This window comes from uncultured Ilumatobacter sp., assembly GCF_963980585.1.
In the GTDB taxonomy this organism is placed as follows: domain Bacteria; phylum Actinomycetota; class Acidimicrobiia; order Acidimicrobiales; family Ilumatobacteraceae; genus Ilumatobacter_A.
This window is the reverse complement of sequence record NZ_CAXCAM010000060.1, coordinates 1-14,589: the sequence shown is the minus strand read 5'-3', so window position 1 is coordinate 14,589 and position 14,589 is coordinate 1. Positions and strand designations below refer to the sequence as shown.

15 protein-coding genes are annotated in these 14,589 nt (G+C 63.4%); 13 read left to right on the top strand and 2 right to left on the bottom strand.

What is annotated here, in order from left to right:
• The 5 genes from recN to ACH2DW_RS14050 all read left to right on the top strand — a co-directional run.
• The coding region (recN, locus tag ACH2DW_RS14070) for a DNA repair protein RecN (RefSeq protein WP_394930376.1) at positions 1–1,625 on the top strand (1,625 nt) is incomplete at its 5' end.
• 62 nt (positions 1,626–1,687) lie between these two features.
• On the top strand, positions 1,688–3,349 hold the full coding sequence (locus ACH2DW_RS14065; RefSeq protein WP_394930375.1) for a CTP synthase: 1,662 nt from the start codon (positions 1,688–1,690) through the stop codon (positions 3,347–3,349).
• Positions 3,346–3,921: an NUDIX hydrolase gene (locus tag ACH2DW_RS14060; protein WP_394930374.1), complete on the top strand. Its 576-nt coding sequence runs from the start codon at positions 3,346–3,348 to the stop codon at positions 3,919–3,921. Before ACH2DW_RS14065 ends, ACH2DW_RS14060 begins: the two co-directional genes overlap by 4 nt.
• On the top strand, positions 3,921–4,847 hold the full coding sequence (gene xerD, locus ACH2DW_RS14055) for a site-specific tyrosine recombinase XerD (RefSeq protein WP_394930373.1): 927 nt from the start codon (positions 3,921–3,923) through the stop codon (positions 4,845–4,847). The genes ACH2DW_RS14060 and xerD overlap by 1 nt, the downstream gene beginning before the upstream one ends.
• Positions 4,847–5,308 (top strand): hypothetical protein, encoded by a 462-nt coding sequence (locus tag ACH2DW_RS14050; protein WP_394930372.1) that lies wholly within the window; start codon positions 4,847–4,849, stop codon positions 5,306–5,308. The genes xerD and ACH2DW_RS14050 overlap by 1 nt, the downstream gene beginning before the upstream one ends.
• On the opposite strand, the gene ACH2DW_RS14045 is transcribed toward ACH2DW_RS14050, so the two are convergent.
• Together ACH2DW_RS14045 and trpS are read right to left on the bottom strand one after the other, a co-directional pair.
• A complete protein-coding gene (locus ACH2DW_RS14045) occupies positions 5,275–6,609 on the bottom strand; it encodes an MATE family efflux transporter (protein WP_394930371.1) in 1,335 nt (444 codons plus the stop codon). The genes ACH2DW_RS14050 and ACH2DW_RS14045 overlap by 34 nt on opposite strands.
• Positions 6,606–7,628, bottom strand: coding sequence for a tryptophan--tRNA ligase (gene trpS / locus ACH2DW_RS14040; RefSeq protein ID WP_394930370.1), 1,023 nt, complete (start codon positions 7,626–7,628; stop codon positions 6,606–6,608). Before trpS ends, ACH2DW_RS14045 begins: the two co-directional genes overlap by 4 nt.
• A 51-nt stretch (positions 7,629–7,679) precedes the next feature.
• Here trpS and ACH2DW_RS14035 point away from each other — a divergent pair, with 51 nt between their 5' ends.
• From ACH2DW_RS14035 to ACH2DW_RS14000, 8 genes are all read left to right on the top strand, one after another.
• The gene (locus ACH2DW_RS14035; RefSeq protein WP_394930369.1) at positions 7,680–8,453 is read left to right on the top strand and encodes a segregation and condensation protein A; all 774 of its coding nucleotides are present in this window, start codon (positions 7,680–7,682) and stop codon (positions 8,451–8,453) included.
• 1 nt (position 8,454) lies between these two features.
• A complete protein-coding gene (gene scpB, locus ACH2DW_RS14030) occupies positions 8,455–9,180 on the top strand; it encodes an SMC-Scp complex subunit ScpB (protein WP_394930368.1) in 726 nt (241 codons plus the stop codon).
• Positions 9,181–9,230: 50 nt separating this feature from the next.
• On the top strand, positions 9,231–9,992 hold the full coding sequence (locus tag ACH2DW_RS14025) for a pseudouridine synthase (protein ID WP_394930378.1): 762 nt from the start codon (positions 9,231–9,233) through the stop codon (positions 9,990–9,992).
• A gap of 5 nt (positions 9,993–9,997) precedes the next feature.
• Positions 9,998–11,068, top strand: coding sequence for a prephenate dehydrogenase (locus ACH2DW_RS14020; protein ID WP_394930377.1), 1,071 nt, complete (start codon positions 9,998–10,000; stop codon positions 11,066–11,068).
• On the top strand, positions 11,065–12,366 hold the full coding sequence (gene aroA / locus ACH2DW_RS14015; RefSeq protein ID WP_394930367.1) for a 3-phosphoshikimate 1-carboxyvinyltransferase: 1,302 nt from the start codon (positions 11,065–11,067) through the stop codon (positions 12,364–12,366). Before ACH2DW_RS14020 ends, aroA begins: the two co-directional genes overlap by 4 nt.
• On the top strand, positions 12,363–13,019 hold the full coding sequence (locus ACH2DW_RS14010; protein WP_394930366.1) for an HAD-IB family hydrolase: 657 nt from the start codon (positions 12,363–12,365) through the stop codon (positions 13,017–13,019). Before aroA ends, ACH2DW_RS14010 begins: the two co-directional genes overlap by 4 nt.
• Positions 12,973–13,974 (top strand): decaprenyl-phosphate phosphoribosyltransferase, encoded by a 1,002-nt coding sequence (locus ACH2DW_RS14005; protein WP_394930365.1) that lies wholly within the window; start codon positions 12,973–12,975, stop codon positions 13,972–13,974. The genes ACH2DW_RS14010 and ACH2DW_RS14005 overlap by 47 nt, the downstream gene beginning before the upstream one ends.
• A gap of 4 nt (positions 13,975–13,978) precedes the next feature.
• Positions 13,979–14,589, top strand: a 611-nt coding sequence (locus ACH2DW_RS14000; RefSeq protein WP_394930364.1) for a class I SAM-dependent methyltransferase, incomplete at its 3' end; no start/stop codon positions are given.

Genomic DNA, 14,589 nt, shown 5'->3' with positions numbered 1-14,589 from the left:
TCTGGGTTGTCATACTTGACAACGTGTTGACCGAACTCCACATTGAGAACCTGGGCGTGATCGAGCGACTCGAGTTGATGCTCGGCGCTGGGCTCACAGCGCTGACGGGCGAAACCGGAGCCGGCAAAACGATGCTCGTCGACGCGATCGATTTGCTCGTCGGTGGTCGAGCCGATGCCGCAATGGTCCGGCAGGGCACGACCGAAGCGCGAGTCGATGGTCGTTTTGTCGCAGCCGATGGCACAGAGACCATTCTGAGTCGGGTCATTCCGGCAGAGGGTCGTTCCCGGGCGTATGTCAACGGTCGCCTGGCGACGGCGACACTGCTCGCTGAGTCAGCTGCGGATGCAGTCGATCTGCACGGACAGCATGCGCACCAGAACTTGCTGTCGGTGTCCACGCAGCGGGCTGCACTCGACGAGTATGGCAACGTCGACATCGGTCCACTGCGCTCGGCGCGTGGCAGGCTGGCAGAAATCGATGCGGCGCTGGTCACGTTGGGCGGTGATGCTCGGGCGCGTGCCCGAGAGATTGATTTGCTCCGGTACCAAGTCGCTGAACTCGATGCCGCAAACGTTGTCGATGCCGGTGAGGACGGGCTGCTCGACACCGAGGAGTCAGTGCTCGCTGACGCCGTTGCCCACCGCGAAGCCGGAGGCAGTGCGTATGCAGTGCTCGCCGACGATGATGGTGCTCGTGATGTTCTCGGGCGGGCGCTCTTAGCGTTGGACGGCCGACAGCCGTTTACGGCCCAGGCCGCACGACTCCGCGAGTTGCTCACCGAGGTCGATGATCTCGTGGCCGAAGTGCGCGATATTGCTGACGGCATTGATGAGTCACCTGACCGGCTCTCTGTGCTTCGCGCTCGGCGCCAGGCGCTGAACGATCTTCAACGCAAATATGGCGATGGTCTGTCTGCAGTCATGTCCTTTCACGCCGAAGCCGAAGATCGGCTCCGCGAACTGGAGAGTTTCGACGAGCGCGCTGCTGTGTTGGATGCGCAACGCCAGTCGGTCCTCGCCGAAGAGCGCGCCGTTGCCGAAGCGGTCGGGCGTGCCCGCAGGGCAGCGGCGCCCAAGCTGGCAGCTGCGGTACAGAAGCGGCTACGCACTCTGGCCATGCCGAATGCGGCGGTTGCCGTCGAAGTTGGAGAGCATGGCGACGACCACCCGGGGGATCGCGTGCAATTCCTCCTCGCTGCTAATCCGGGATCGCCAATGTTGCCGCTGACCCGCGTGGCATCGGGTGGCGAGCTTGCCCGAGCGATGCTGGCGTTGCGACTCGTCCTGTCTGCTGCGTCCGGCGCCCGCGCTCATGACACGTTGGTTTTCGACGAGGTCGACGCCGGAATCGGGGGCGAAGCGGCACAGGCCGTCGGCGACGCACTCGCAGCGCTCGGCCGCCACCACCAGGTACTGGTCGTGACCCACCTGGCCCAAGTCGCCGCCACAGCCGACGCCCACGTATCGGTGTCAAAGAAGGTCAAGAAGGGCGCCACGTTCGCCACCGCTCGACATCTCCCAGGTGATGAACGCGTCGACGAAATCGCCCGGATGTTGTCGGGCTCGTCAACTCAATTGGCCCGCGAGCACGCCCGCGAACTCCTTGCGGAGCTACCCGTATGAAATTTGATTCGCAACGCGGTAGGGTGAGATCCCGTCGTGATGTTCTTTGACGGAGGTCTGAAATGCCCAAGCACATTTTCGTGACAGGAGGCGTTGCCAGCTCCCTGGGCAAGGGCCTCACAGCCTCCTCACTTGGTCGCTTGCTCAAACACCGTGGCTACCGCGTCACGATGCAGAAGCTTGACCCGTACATCAACATCGATCCGGGGACGATGAACCCGTTTGAGCATGGCGAAGTGTTTGTCACCGACGATGGCGGCGAGACCGACCTTGACCTCGGACACTACGAACGCTTCATCGACGAGAATCTCTCGCGCAATTCCAATGCCACGACTGGTTCGATTTACCAGTCAGTGTTGGCCGCCGAACGACGTGGCGACTACCTCGGCAAAACCGTGCAGGTCATCCCGCACATCACCGACGAGATCAAGCGACGCATTGAACGTGTCGCACGCAACGACGTCGACGTGGTCATCACCGAAGTCGGCGGCACGGTCGGCGACATTGAGATCCTTCCGTTCCTTGAGGCGATTCGCCAGTTCCGCAACATGGTGGGCCGCGACAACGTCTGCTACATCCACGTCACGCTCGTTCCCTTCATCGGCCCTGCCGGCGAGCAGAAGACCAAGCCGACGCAGCACTCGGTGACCGAACTCCGCAGCCGGGGGATCCAACCCGACGTCATCGTGTGTCGCAGCGAAGAGCCGCTGTCCGACGACCTGAAGCGCAAGGTCTCGGCAATGTGTGATGTGGAAGAGCGGGCCGTGGTCAACGCAGCGGACGCCAACAACATCTATGAGCTGCCGCTCATCCTGCACGACGAGGGCCTCGATGACTTTGTCTGCGACGTACTCCGACTCGATGGAACGATTGACCTCACGTACTGGCAGCAGTTCGTCGCCAAGGTTGAAGCCGCCACAACTCCGGTCCGCATTGGCCTGATTGGCAAGTACATCCAACTGCCCGACGCCTACCTATCGGTGGTCGAGAGTCTGAAGCACGCCGGATTCCACCACGGCGCCGATGTCGAGATTGAGTGGATCCAGTCTGAGAACGTCGAAGGGCTTCTCGCCGCAGGCCAGTTAAGCCATCTCGACGGCATCGTGATCCCAGGCGGCTTCGGCCATCGCGGTGTCGAAGGCAAGATTGCCGCCGCCCGTTACGCACGCGAGGAACAGGTACCTTGCCTCGGCATCTGTCTCGGGCTGCAGGCCATGAGCATTGACTACGCCCGCAACGTGGTCGGACTCGCAGATGCGAATTCGACAGAGTTCGACCCCGCCACGCCATACCCAGTCATCGACCTCATGCTGGACCAACGCGGGATCGAGGACAAGGGTGGCACCATGCGGCTGGGTGCGTACTACGCCGTGCTCGCCAGCGGCTCACAGATCGCGGAGGCATACGGCGAACCGGTTGTCAGCGAACGACACCGCCACCGCTATGAATTTAACGAGCAGTACCGAGGGCAACTCGAAGAGCACGGCCTCTGGTGTTCAGGCACATCACCCGACAACCGCCTCGTCGAGTTCATCGAACTTCCCGGGCACCCGTTCTGGGTCGCGACACAGGCGCACCCAGAGTTCAAGAGCCGCCCGGACCGCCCGCATCCGTTGTTCCGCGAACTCATCGCCGCGGCCCTCGAGCGGCGGGCGGCAACAGACGGCACGGATGAGCCAGTGGCCGACGCGTCGGTGCCTTCCGAGCCCTCGTTGCATTCGTGACCGCACCCGCTGGATTTCGGCGGCTCAACGAGTCGAAGGTCCACCAGGGCTACGTGTGGCACGTCGCCACTGCTGAGTACGCAGCGCCGGACGGCTCCACGTTCCACCGCGACATTGTTCGTTCGCCGGGTGCCGTCGGTGTCCTGCCGATCGTGTTCGATGCCGAGGGCAATGCCTCAGTGGTGCTGGTGACCCAGTACCGCCCGCCCTATGAAGAGATCGTCATTGAAATCCCCGCTGGGATGCGTGACATCGAAGGTGAACCAACGGCTGAAGTAGCCCGTCGCGAACTGGTCGAAGAGGCAGGTCTCGTCGCCGGTGAGCTTGCTCTCTTGGGCGAGATCTATCCCTCACCGGGCATGACTGACTCGGTCACGTCGCTGTACCTCGCAACCAACTGCACTCCCACGGCCACCGACCGCCAGGGACCAGAAGAAGAGCACATGGAAATCATGCACGTACCGCTGGACGACGCGCTCGTCATGATCGATCGCGGCGAAATCCGTGATGCGAAGACCGTCACGGCATTGCTGCTCACCGATCGACGACTGCGGAGCGCCGACGCCGGCTGATGGCTCGCGCCGAACTACCCCTCGCCATCGAGGAATTCCTCTCGTGGATGGTGGCTGAGAAAGGTCGATCTGCGAACACGCTCGCGGCCTACCGGCGTGACCTCACTGCGTACTGCGATTGGCTCGATCGACGCGACCGGACGGTGTGGTCGGTGTCGCACAGCGAGTTGGTCGACTTTGTCGGCGAGCGACGCGCATCGGATGCAGCAACGTCATCGATTGCGCGTCAACTCGCTGCGATTCGGATGCTCCATCGCTATCTGTCGATTGAGGGCGAACGCCCAGACGACCCGGCAGCGGAGTTGGAGGGCGTTCGAGTCCCGTCCGGTATTCCCAAACCGCTCACCGAGGACCAGGTCAGCAGCCTGCTTGACGCGGTCATCGGCACCGAGCCGCTGCATACTCGTGACCGGGCGTTGTTGGAGCTGTTGTATGCGACCGGTGCCCGGATCTCCGAGGCAGTCGGCCTGTCGATCGGCGACATCAACCTCGATGACAAGCTCGTGCTGCTGTACGGCAAGGGCGCAAAGGAGCGGCTGGTTCCCTTTGGTGGAGCAGCCCAAACGGCCATCGAAGAATGGTTCGGCAGAGGAGGTCGTGAGCGGCTGATTCCGGCTCAGTGGCAGAAGCGAGGCGACGCGGAGGCGGTCTTTCTCAACTCACGCGGCGGGCGTCTGACACGTCAGGCCGCCTGGCTGATCGTGAAGAAGTACGGCGATCGAGCTGGTATCTCGGAGCAACTCTCGCCGCACGTGCTGCGGCACAGTTGCGCCACTCACCTGCTTGACCACGGCGCGGATCTCCGCGTTGTCCAAGAAATGCTGGGTCATGCCTCGATCTCGACAACGCAGATCTATACACGAGTCAGCCAGGAGCGATTGTGGGACGTGTACCGCTCGGCGCATCCCCGCGCCACACTGCACTGATGTCGTCGCTGTCGCTCAGCCCGACGGGCGTCTGGCACCTCGTCGCCCGCTTCGTCACTTCACTGGCCCCGACGCCGCCGCCGGCCGAGCACGAGGCATGGGTCGATGAACACCTACTGCCAGGCGAACGTGCCCTCTGGGTCCAACTCAACAATCAGGATCGCCGGCACAGCGCGCTCGTCGCTCAGCGGTTCGTCGTGGAGCGACCGGCGGCGAGTAGGGCAGAGATCGCTGGCGCGATCCTGCATGATGTCGGCAAGATCGAATGCCGGCTCGGTACCTTCGGCCGTGTCATTGCAACCATTGTCGGTCCTCGAACCACGCGTTTCGCTGCGTACCACGACCATGAAGCGATCGGTGCCCGGATGGCTGTTGCGGCCGGCTCCGATCCGATCACCGCCGAACTGATTGCGGGCGAGGGTTTGGCCTACGAGGCACTCAAGGCGTCAGACCACGCGTGATGCTTGCCGGAAAGCACGGTGGCTGTCCGGCGATGGTTGACGATGGCCCGGAGTGTCATCCACACCAGCAGGCCGAGCCAGATTCCTACGATTCCGAGTGATGGCGTCACGATGACGACCGCCGCGATTGGCGCGACTGCCAGCAGATAGGCGAATGACGCGCGTCCAATGAACCGGTAGTCGGCTGCACCAATGAGGATCCCGTCATAGGCGAATGCAACCGCACCGGGGAGGAGCAGAACGGCCAGGATGAGCAGCCCGCTGGTCGCCCGGCTGATCACGTCCCCGTCGGTGGAAAACGCGCGAGCAAGCAGCGGTGACGCTGCGGCAATCACGACGGCGAGTCCCGTCGCAAAGATCACGGACAGGCGCACGACGCGGCGAGCGAGCACCAGCGCATCGGCGCCGTCGACCCCACGCTCGACGCGTCCCAGTTCCTCGGCGACCAACGTCTGGGCCGGAACAGCCAAAGCATCCAGCGTGAGCGCCAGAAAGAGGAACATCGTGACCACGATTTGGTGGGCAGCAAGCGTGGCGTCGTCGATACGCGCCGCAATGGCCGTGGCGCCGGTGAACACAGCCAGAATTGAGCCAACGCGGAGCAGGAGATGGCGCCCGGCGGTCAGCAGGGGCAACATCTCGGGCCAGTTTGGTCGTCGTTGCGAAGCGGCCTTGAGCCGGCCTTGGATGACGACCAGGAATGCGATGCCGGCACCCACTTGGGCAACCACCGTCGACCATGCGGCCCCGGCGATGCCGAGGTCGAATCCGAACACCAGAATGAGTTCAACGACCACGTTGACGATGTTCGAGCAGACCAAGATGATCAGTGGCGTTCGGAAGTCAGATGCGCCGCGTTGTACTCCCTGTGCTGCGAGCGAGACGACGACGAACGGCACGCTGAGCGCAGCGATACGCAGATACTCAACGGCGAAGTCCAATACTTCGTTGCTGGCACCCAGCGCTGATGCCATCGGTTCGGCACCCAGGATCAAGACGGGCACGGCGGCAATTCCGACCATTGCGCCGAGCCACACCGCCTGCACTCCGACGTTGGCCGCTTCCGTGTCGTGTTGCGCGCCGAGACGGTGAGCCACCCTCTGCGTCGTACCGTAAGTGATGAAATTGCTGCTTGCGATCACGAGCGAGAGGATCGCGACTGCGATGGCGAGTCCGCCGAGTTGATCGGTTCCGAGCCGACCAACCACCGCGGTGTCGACCAGGCGATACAACGGCTCCGCCGCCAAGGTGCCGAGCGCGGGAAGGGCCAGCGCGATGACGCGCCGGTCGAGGTCGTTCAAGCCGGCAACATGCCGATGTTCGTGTACGCCCGCTCGAGGGTTGCAGCGGCAACGCCTCTGGCTCGCTCTGCGCCAATCTTGAGCAGCCGCGCAAGCTCTCCGCGGTCCTCCATTAACTCGTTGTAACGCTCGCGGATTGGATCGAGCACGGCCAACACCGCCTCGCCAGTGGCGACCTTTAAGGCGCCGTACTGCTCGAATTCCTCCGCAACAGCCTGAGGTGTGCGATCGGTGACGGCGGCATGGATCTCGAGCAGATTGCTGACACCTGGCTTGATCTCGCGGTCGAAGCGCACCGAATCGGGCCCAGTCTCGGAATCGGTGACCGCTCGCTTGAACTTCTTCATGACCGCCTTGGGATCATCGGTGAGGTAGACGCAACCGGCATCGGAATCGTCAGACTTCGACATCTTCGAAGAGGGGTCCTGCAAGCTCATCACTCGCGCGCCAGCCGCGGGTGTGACTGCTTCGGGGAGCACAAACGTCTCGCCGAACCGATGATTGAACCTGAGGGCGGCATCGCGGGTGATCTCGATGTGCTGGCGCTGGTCGTCGCCGACAGGGACCTGATTGGTGTCGTAGAGCAGGATGTCGGCGGCCTGCAGAGCGGGGTAGGTGAAGAGCCCGCCGCTGATGAAGTCCTGCTCGCGTTTGGCCGACTTGTCCTTGAACTGTGTCATCCGCGACAACTCGCCAAAACTGATGGTGCACTCCATGACCCAGCCCAGCTGGTTGTGCTCGGGAACATGGCTTTGGACGAACACAGTTGCGACGTCGGGGTCGAGTCCCACCGCGAAGAACATGGCGGCCAGCTCAACCGCAGCCTGACCGACGACCCCTGGTTTGTCGGTCACGGTGAGCGCATGCAGGTCAACGATGCCGTGGAACGCATCGTTGCGATGCTGTCCAGCGACCCAGGGTTGTAGCGCACCGAGGTAGTTCCCGAGGTGGACATCACCAGTCGGCTGCATGCACGACAGCACGCGGGGCTTGGTGGAAGATGCTGCTGGATCGGTCACGTCAGAGACGATACCGCTGGACTCACCGCCGCTTCTGTATCGTTTCCCCAGATGGTTGATGTCGCAACACCGGTCTATGAAGGGCCGTTCGATCTGCTGCTGCAGTTGATCTTGAAGGAACAGGTCGACATCTACGAAATCAACCTGTCGACCATCGTCGATGCATACCTTGTCGAGCTGGAGCGGCTCGCTGAACTTGATCTCGACATCGCCACCAGCTTCTTACTCATCGCAGCGACCCTTGTCGATCTCAAAGCCCGCCGCTTGTTGCCGAACACCGGCGATATCGATCTCGACGACGAACTTGCCCTGTGGGAAGAGCGCGACATGTTGCTCGCTCGACTGCTCGAAGCGAAGACCTTCAAGGATGTTGCTGGAGTGTTTGCTCGTCTCGCTGATGAAGCGGACAAGACATTCCCGCGGGTCGTCGGGCCCGATGAACGTTTCAACGCCGTGCTCCCGGACATGCTCGAGGGCACCAGCCTGAAGCGATTCCAGAACGCCGCAATCAAGGCGCTCACACCGCGGCCCAAGCCGGTGGTCGACCTGTTTCACGTCAACCCGATCAAGGTCACGGTCGCCGATGCTGTCGCTGAACTTCTCGACGAACTGCCCCGTGTTGGGAAGATCTCGTTCCGACGTCTCACGTCGCAGTTCGCCGACCGAATTGACGTGATCGTGCGCTTCCTTGCGCTCCTCGAACTCTTCAAGCAGGGTGCCGTCGAACTCGAACAACCCGAACGCTTCGGTGACATCGACGTCGTGTGGTCCGTTGACGAGGACTTCGACACCGATTCCATCCTGATCGACGCCTACGAAGGCTGACATGACTGACATGACTGATTCTCCGACTCCAGCCAGCGCAGGTGCGCCCGAACCGGACCGCCCTTTTGAGCCCATCGGTGATCAGGTCCGCGCGTTGAAACGGGCCATCGAAGCGATTGTGCTCGTTGCCCATGACCCGGTCCCGGCGGACCTGCTGGCACAACTGCTTGAACAGCCGACGACCTTGATTGACACGTGGTGCGACGAGATCGCCGAGTCCTACGCCGCAGCCGGCAACGGGTTCGAGTTCGTTCGCGTGGCCGGTGGCTTGCGCTACCAGACAGCGGCCGACGTGACGCCATATGTCGAGCGGTTTCTCTTGCATGATCAGCGGGCGCGACTCTCCGGCGCTGCACTCGAGACGTTGGCGATCGTGGCATACAAGCAGCCGATCTCTCGTGCCCAGGTCGGAGCAATTCGCGGGGTCGACCCTGACGGTGTGCTCCGGACCTTGCAGGCCCGTGGCTACATCGACGAGGTCGCTCGCGATGATGGACCGGGCCAGGCCATTCTGTTCGGCACCACAGCAACGTTCCTCGAGAAGCTAGGTCTCGAATCGCTCGACGACCTGCCGGCCATCGCTGAGTTCATCCCTGGCGCTGACGTTGTGGAGCTCCTTGAGCACGGGCTACGGGTCACCCCTGAAATCGACGTGGCGCCCACTGCGGTGCATGCCGCAGTGCAGAGCGATCCGGCTGTCGAACTGCCTTCCGACGATGTCTCGTGACTGACGACAACGGTGCGGGCGCCGGGTTCGAACCGCCGCTGTGGGAACAATTGGCAGAACAGAGTGCACAGCTCCACCAGGGAGTGCGTCTGCAGAAAGTGCTGGCCGCCACTGGTTGGGGAAGCCGCCGCGTCTGTGAAGAACTGATCGCAGAGGGCCGCGTCACGGTCAACGGTGAGGTCGCGATACTGGGGCGGCGCGTCGATGCAGATGTCGACCGAGTTGAGGTCGACGGTGCCCCGATCGGAGTCCGGCCCGGACTCGTGTACTACCTGCTCAATAAGCCCGCGGGAGTGGTCACGACGGCAAAGGACACGCACGGCCGGCCAACGGTGGTGGAACTCGTGCCGAGCGAGCCGCGCGTCTTTTCCGTTGGGCGGCTCGACGCCGACACCGAGGGTCTGCTGCTGCTGACCAACGACGGCGACCTGGCCAATCGCATCGCTCACCCGTCGCACGGCGTCGAGAAGGAATATCTCGCCGAGGTGAGCGGGGGAGCGCTCTCGGCCGGGCAGCTTCGACAACTGCGTCAGGGCGTCGAACTCGAGGACGGCATCACTGCGCCAGCGAGGGTGTCCCAGCCCGAAGCCGGCTTGCTGCGGCTGACTCTCCACGAGGGCCGCAACCGGCAGGTGCGGCGGATGTGCGATGCGGTCGGTCATCCGGTGACCCGCCTCGTGCGGACCCGCATCGGTCCACTGTTCGACCGTTCGCTGGTTCCAGGTGACTGGCGCGAACTCACTGCCGCCGAGCGTCGCTTGACAATTGAGGCGGTCGCTGAATCCGCCCGCCAGTACGATTCGCCATCGTGACCGACATGTCGAGTGCCCCGCAGCGGCGAGCCAACGTCATTGGCCTCGGCCTGATCGGTGGGTCGATCGCACTGGCGTTGCAAGAGCGCGGGTGGACCGTGTCGGGCGATGACGCCCGCGAGCCAACCCTTATGGCCGCGCTCGAACGTGGAGTCATCGATGCAACAGGTCTCGACCAGCAGGCCGAGATCACCTTCGTTGCGGTACCGGTGCTCGCCGTAGCCGACCAGGTCAAACGAGCGCTCGCTGAGACCACGGGATTGGTCACCGACGTCGGCAGTGTCAAGGGCCCGGTGTGTCGTGCGCACGACAACCGTCGCTTCGTCGGCGGGCATCCGATGGCCGGAAGCGAGTTCGACGGCCTCGACGGTGCCCAGGCGGATCTCTTCAACAGCGCGGTCTGGGTGCTCACGCCGCTCGAAACCAGTGACGATGCAACATTTGCCCAGGTCAACAGCATCATCGCGTCACTTGGTGCCGATGTTGTGGCGCTCAGTCCCGAGCGCCACGACCAACTCGTCGCCGTCGTGAGCCACGTGCCGCACCTCACGGCCGCCACGCTGATGGGAATGGCCAGCGAACGGGCTGAGGAGCACGCTGCGCTCCTCCGGCTTGCTGCCGGGGGCTTTCGCGACATGACACGTGTCGCCAGCGGCCAACCAGATATTTGGATCGACATCTGTTCGGAGAACAAAGTTGCGATCATGAGCGCACTCGACGGTCTGATCGCCGGTCTGAGCGAGATACGCGATGTCGTTGCTGTCGATGACCACGACGTGCTGCGCGCACGGTTGCAAGCGGCACGTGAAGCACGGACGAATCTTCCGTCGCGTGTCGTCCGTCCGGAGGACCTCGCCGAGGTCCGCATCCCCATCCCCGACCGCGCTGGCGCGGCGGCTGAGGTGTTCACTCTGGCTGCCGAGCTGGGCGTCAACATCGCCAACTTCGAAGTGGTCCACTTGGCCGAGAGCAACCGAGGTGTCGCCGTCGTCTTGATTGACGAGACCACGTCTGAAGTGTTCCGTGGCGGCCTCATCGCTCGAGGGTTCCGGCCGTCTGTGCAAGCGCTCTCATGAGCGAGTCTCATCGCGTTCGCCGAGCTGATGGGCCGGTCATCGCCGACGTGGTCGTGCCGCCGTCGAAGAGCATTGCCAATCGGGCGCTGATCTGTGCTGCACTTGCCGATGGTGAGAGTGAGATCACCGGCGTGGCCCCGGGTGACGACACCTCGGCAATGCTGGACTGCCTTGATCGGCTCGGTATCCCGGTCGCCGTCTCGAAGCGCGACGGAAACTTGGTCGGCGCCGTCGTGGGCAGCGCCGGCAACCTCCCCGCCGGTCCCATCACCCTGCCGACGCGGTTGGCCGGTACGACGTCACGGTTCATCACCGCCTTGGCCGCGATCGGCCCTGGGCCGTACCTCGTCGATGGGGATCCGCCACTGCGGAGCCGGCCGATGGGGCCGCTTCACAACTCCTTGATCGCGCTTGGCGCGACGCTGGAACCGGGTGACCGGCCCGGCCACCTGCCGGTCACCGTCAGTGGACCGTTGCGCGGTGCCGACGCGGTGGTCATGCCAGGCAATGTCTCGAGCCAGTACGTCTCGGCGTTGATGTTGGTCGCGCCGTACATCCGCCGTGGACTGCGGCTCGGGCTCTCCACGTCCTTGGTATCGCGTCCGTACGTGGAGATCACGCGCGCGGTGATGACAGCCTTTGGTGCCGAGGACATTGAGTTGAGCGACCGTCGCGTCCACGTTGGCGAGGGCGGCTATTTCGGTGCGGCCTATCGAGTCGAGCCGGACGCATCGTCGGCGAGCTATCCGCTCGCTGCTGCAGCGATGGCTGGGGGAGCGGTCTGCGTGCGGGGTCTCGGCGCCAATGCGTTGCAGGGCGATGCTCGTTTCGTTGACGTCCTGGTTGAAATGGGCTGCACCGCAACGGTGAGTGCTGACGACACGGTCATCATGCGCCGGCGCGACACGCCATTGCGAGGCATTGAGATCGACATGTCCGACATCTCGGACCTCGTCCCGACGATGGCCGTGATCGCAACGCAAGCTGTCACGCCGACGCGGATCACGGGGGTGGGCTTCATCCGCAAGAAAGAGAGCGATCGGCTCGGCGACCTCGCAGACGAACTCGCCAAAACTGGTGCCGACATCACCGTCGAGGCCGATGGTCTCCTGATCACCCCGACCGACCTCCTGCACGCTGCCACACTCGACACGCACCACGATCACCGACTGGGTATGGCCTTTGGCATCCTCGGACTGGTTGTCGATGGCATCGAGGTCAACGACCCGGGAGTCGTGTCAAAGAGTTGGCCCGCCTTTTGGGATGCGCTCGAGGCGATCCCCGCCCGCGGGCAGTGAGCAGCGATCGGCCCCGAGTCGCGGCCTTCGATGTCGACGGCACGCTGACCACCCGTGACTGTGTCGTCCCGTTCCTCCGTCGTGTTGCAGGCACACCCCAGCTGTCGCTGAAGCTCGTCGTGAATGCACGCCACACGGTGCCCGCGCTTGTGCGGCGGGACCGCGACGCACTGAAGGAAGCCTCGGCACGTGCCGCGTTTCGGGACCGTTCAGTGCAGGACATTGGTCGACATGCCGCCGAATTCGCCCGAATGGTGCACACGTCCTGGCTTGAACCGCAAACACTTGAGATGCTGCGTGCGCATCAGGCTGCCGGCGACATCGTGCTGCTGGTCTCAGCCTCGTTCGAGGTCTATCTTCGTCCACTCGGCGGCTTGCTTGCCGTGGACGATGTGCTCGCTGTGCGACTTGCGGTCGGGTCGGACCGAACGTTCACGGGTGACTTGAGCGGCCAGAACTGTCGTGGCCCCGAGAAGGTACGCCGTGTACACACCTGGCTCGATGAGCACTGCTCCGATGTCGGCGGTCGCCAAGGAGTGCATCTCACCGCGTACGGTGACTCCGTAGGCGACCGCGAACTCCTCCTCGACGCGGACACTGCCGTGTTTGTTGGCAAGCATCAACCCAGCTGGCTGCCGGCGTCGGCCGGATAGAACAACGCTGGTCAGTCAGACCGGACAACGTCAGGTGCCCCGCAGCTACCTGCAGGGCGCTATGGTCAGCGCAGTGATTTCGGGCCTGATTCGCACCGCTCGGCCCAAGCAGTGGCTGAAGAATGTGCTGGTGTTTGCCGCGCCCGGCGCCGCCGGTGTGCTGAATCAGGGCCGCGAACTCGGCCTGACGATCATTGTGTTCGTGGCGTTTTGTTTCGCCGCATCGGCGGTGTACTACTGGAACGATCTGATCGACGTCACGGCGGACCGGATGCACCCGACCAAGCGCGATCGACCGATTGCTGCCGGTGATGTGCCCATCAGCGCTGCGCGTGCGGTTGGCGTCATTGCTCCCTTCGTTGCGCTCGGTCTGGCTGGCCTGACGGGCCGTTGGCAAACCGTGGCGGTGATTGGGATCTACCTCGTTGTCAACCTCGCCTACAACTTCGGACTGAAAGACATCCCCGTCGTCGAACTCCTGGTGGTCGCATCCGGTTTCGTCTTACGCGCCGGAGCAGGTGCCGTGGCCGTCGACGTGCCGATGTCGCGATGGTTCGTGCTGTGCACCACCTTCGGCTCCCTCTTCATCGTTGCCGGCAAGCGCTATGCCGAGTTGAACGACCTGGGGCCTGGGGCAGGCACGCGCGCCACGCTCGAAATGTACACCGTTGGCTACCTCCGGATCGTGCTGTCGATCAGTTGTGGTGCTGCCCTTCTGAGTTACTGCGTCTGGGCCTTCGAGACCAGTGCCGAAGCAGACGCGCTCGGCGAGTTCGACTTCCCGCTCTACGAACTCTCCATCGTCCCGATGCTCGCAGCACTCCTGCGGTATCTGCTTGTGCTCGAACAGGGAGGGGGCGGAGCCCCTGAGGAGGTTTTTACCAAGGACCGCATCTTGCAGATCCTGGGCCTCGCTTGGATCGTGATCTATGGCATCGCCGTCTACGCTGGCTGACCACATGGACAACGCACCTGGCAGGCCGCAATTCGATCGTCCCGCGCTTGTTTCGGTGATGGCGCAGGTGGCCGAGGTTGACGGGTGGATGACCCCGGGGCAGGCATCGACGCTGTACGACAGTGCTGTTCGCTGCCCGGACGGCAGTCAAGTCGTCGAGATCGGCTCGTTTCAGGGACGCTCAACGATCGTCCTGGCAATGGCTGCTGACCCGTCGGTGCAGGTGATCGCGATCGATCCTCACGCCGGCAACGATCGCGGGCCACAACAGATCGATGGCTACGCAGACGAGGCGGACAGCGACCATGCGATCTTCAACAAGAACCTCGCTGATGCCGGCGTAGCCGGGCGGGTGCGTCACCTCCGGATGTTCTCCGATGATGCGCACACTGAGGTCGCCGGTGACCTTGGCGTGTTGTACGTCGATGGCGCGCACCGGTACGCCCCGGCACGAGCCGACATCGTGTCCTGGGGCGCACGGGTCGAGGATGGCGGCACTCTGCTGATCCATGATTCGTTCTCATCAATCGGTGTCACTTTCGCAATTCTCCGCGAGTTGTTACTCGGTTCGAAGTTCCGGTACGTCGGTCGGTCACGATCGATGACGATCTACCG

Coding starts and splice junctions, on each gene's coding strand:
- ACH2DW_RS14065 (WP_394930375.1), top strand. CDS start 1,688: ATGCCCAAGCACATTTTCGTGACAGGAGGCGTTGCCAGCTCCCTGGGC.
- xerD (WP_394930373.1), top strand. CDS start 3,921: ATGGCTCGCGCCGAACTACCCCTCGCCATCGAGGAATTCCTCTCGTGG.
- ACH2DW_RS14050 (WP_394930372.1), top strand. CDS start 4,847: ATGTCGTCGCTGTCGCTCAGCCCGACGGGCGTCTGGCACCTCGTCGCC.
- ACH2DW_RS14035 (WP_394930369.1), top strand. CDS start 7,680: ATGGTTGATGTCGCAACACCGGTCTATGAAGGGCCGTTCGATCTGCTG.
- scpB (WP_394930368.1), top strand. CDS start 8,455: ATGACTGACATGACTGATTCTCCGACTCCAGCCAGCGCAGGTGCGCCC.
- ACH2DW_RS14020 (WP_394930377.1), top strand. CDS start 9,998: ATGTCGAGTGCCCCGCAGCGGCGAGCCAACGTCATTGGCCTCGGCCTG.
- aroA (WP_394930367.1), top strand. CDS start 11,065: ATGAGCGAGTCTCATCGCGTTCGCCGAGCTGATGGGCCGGTCATCGCC.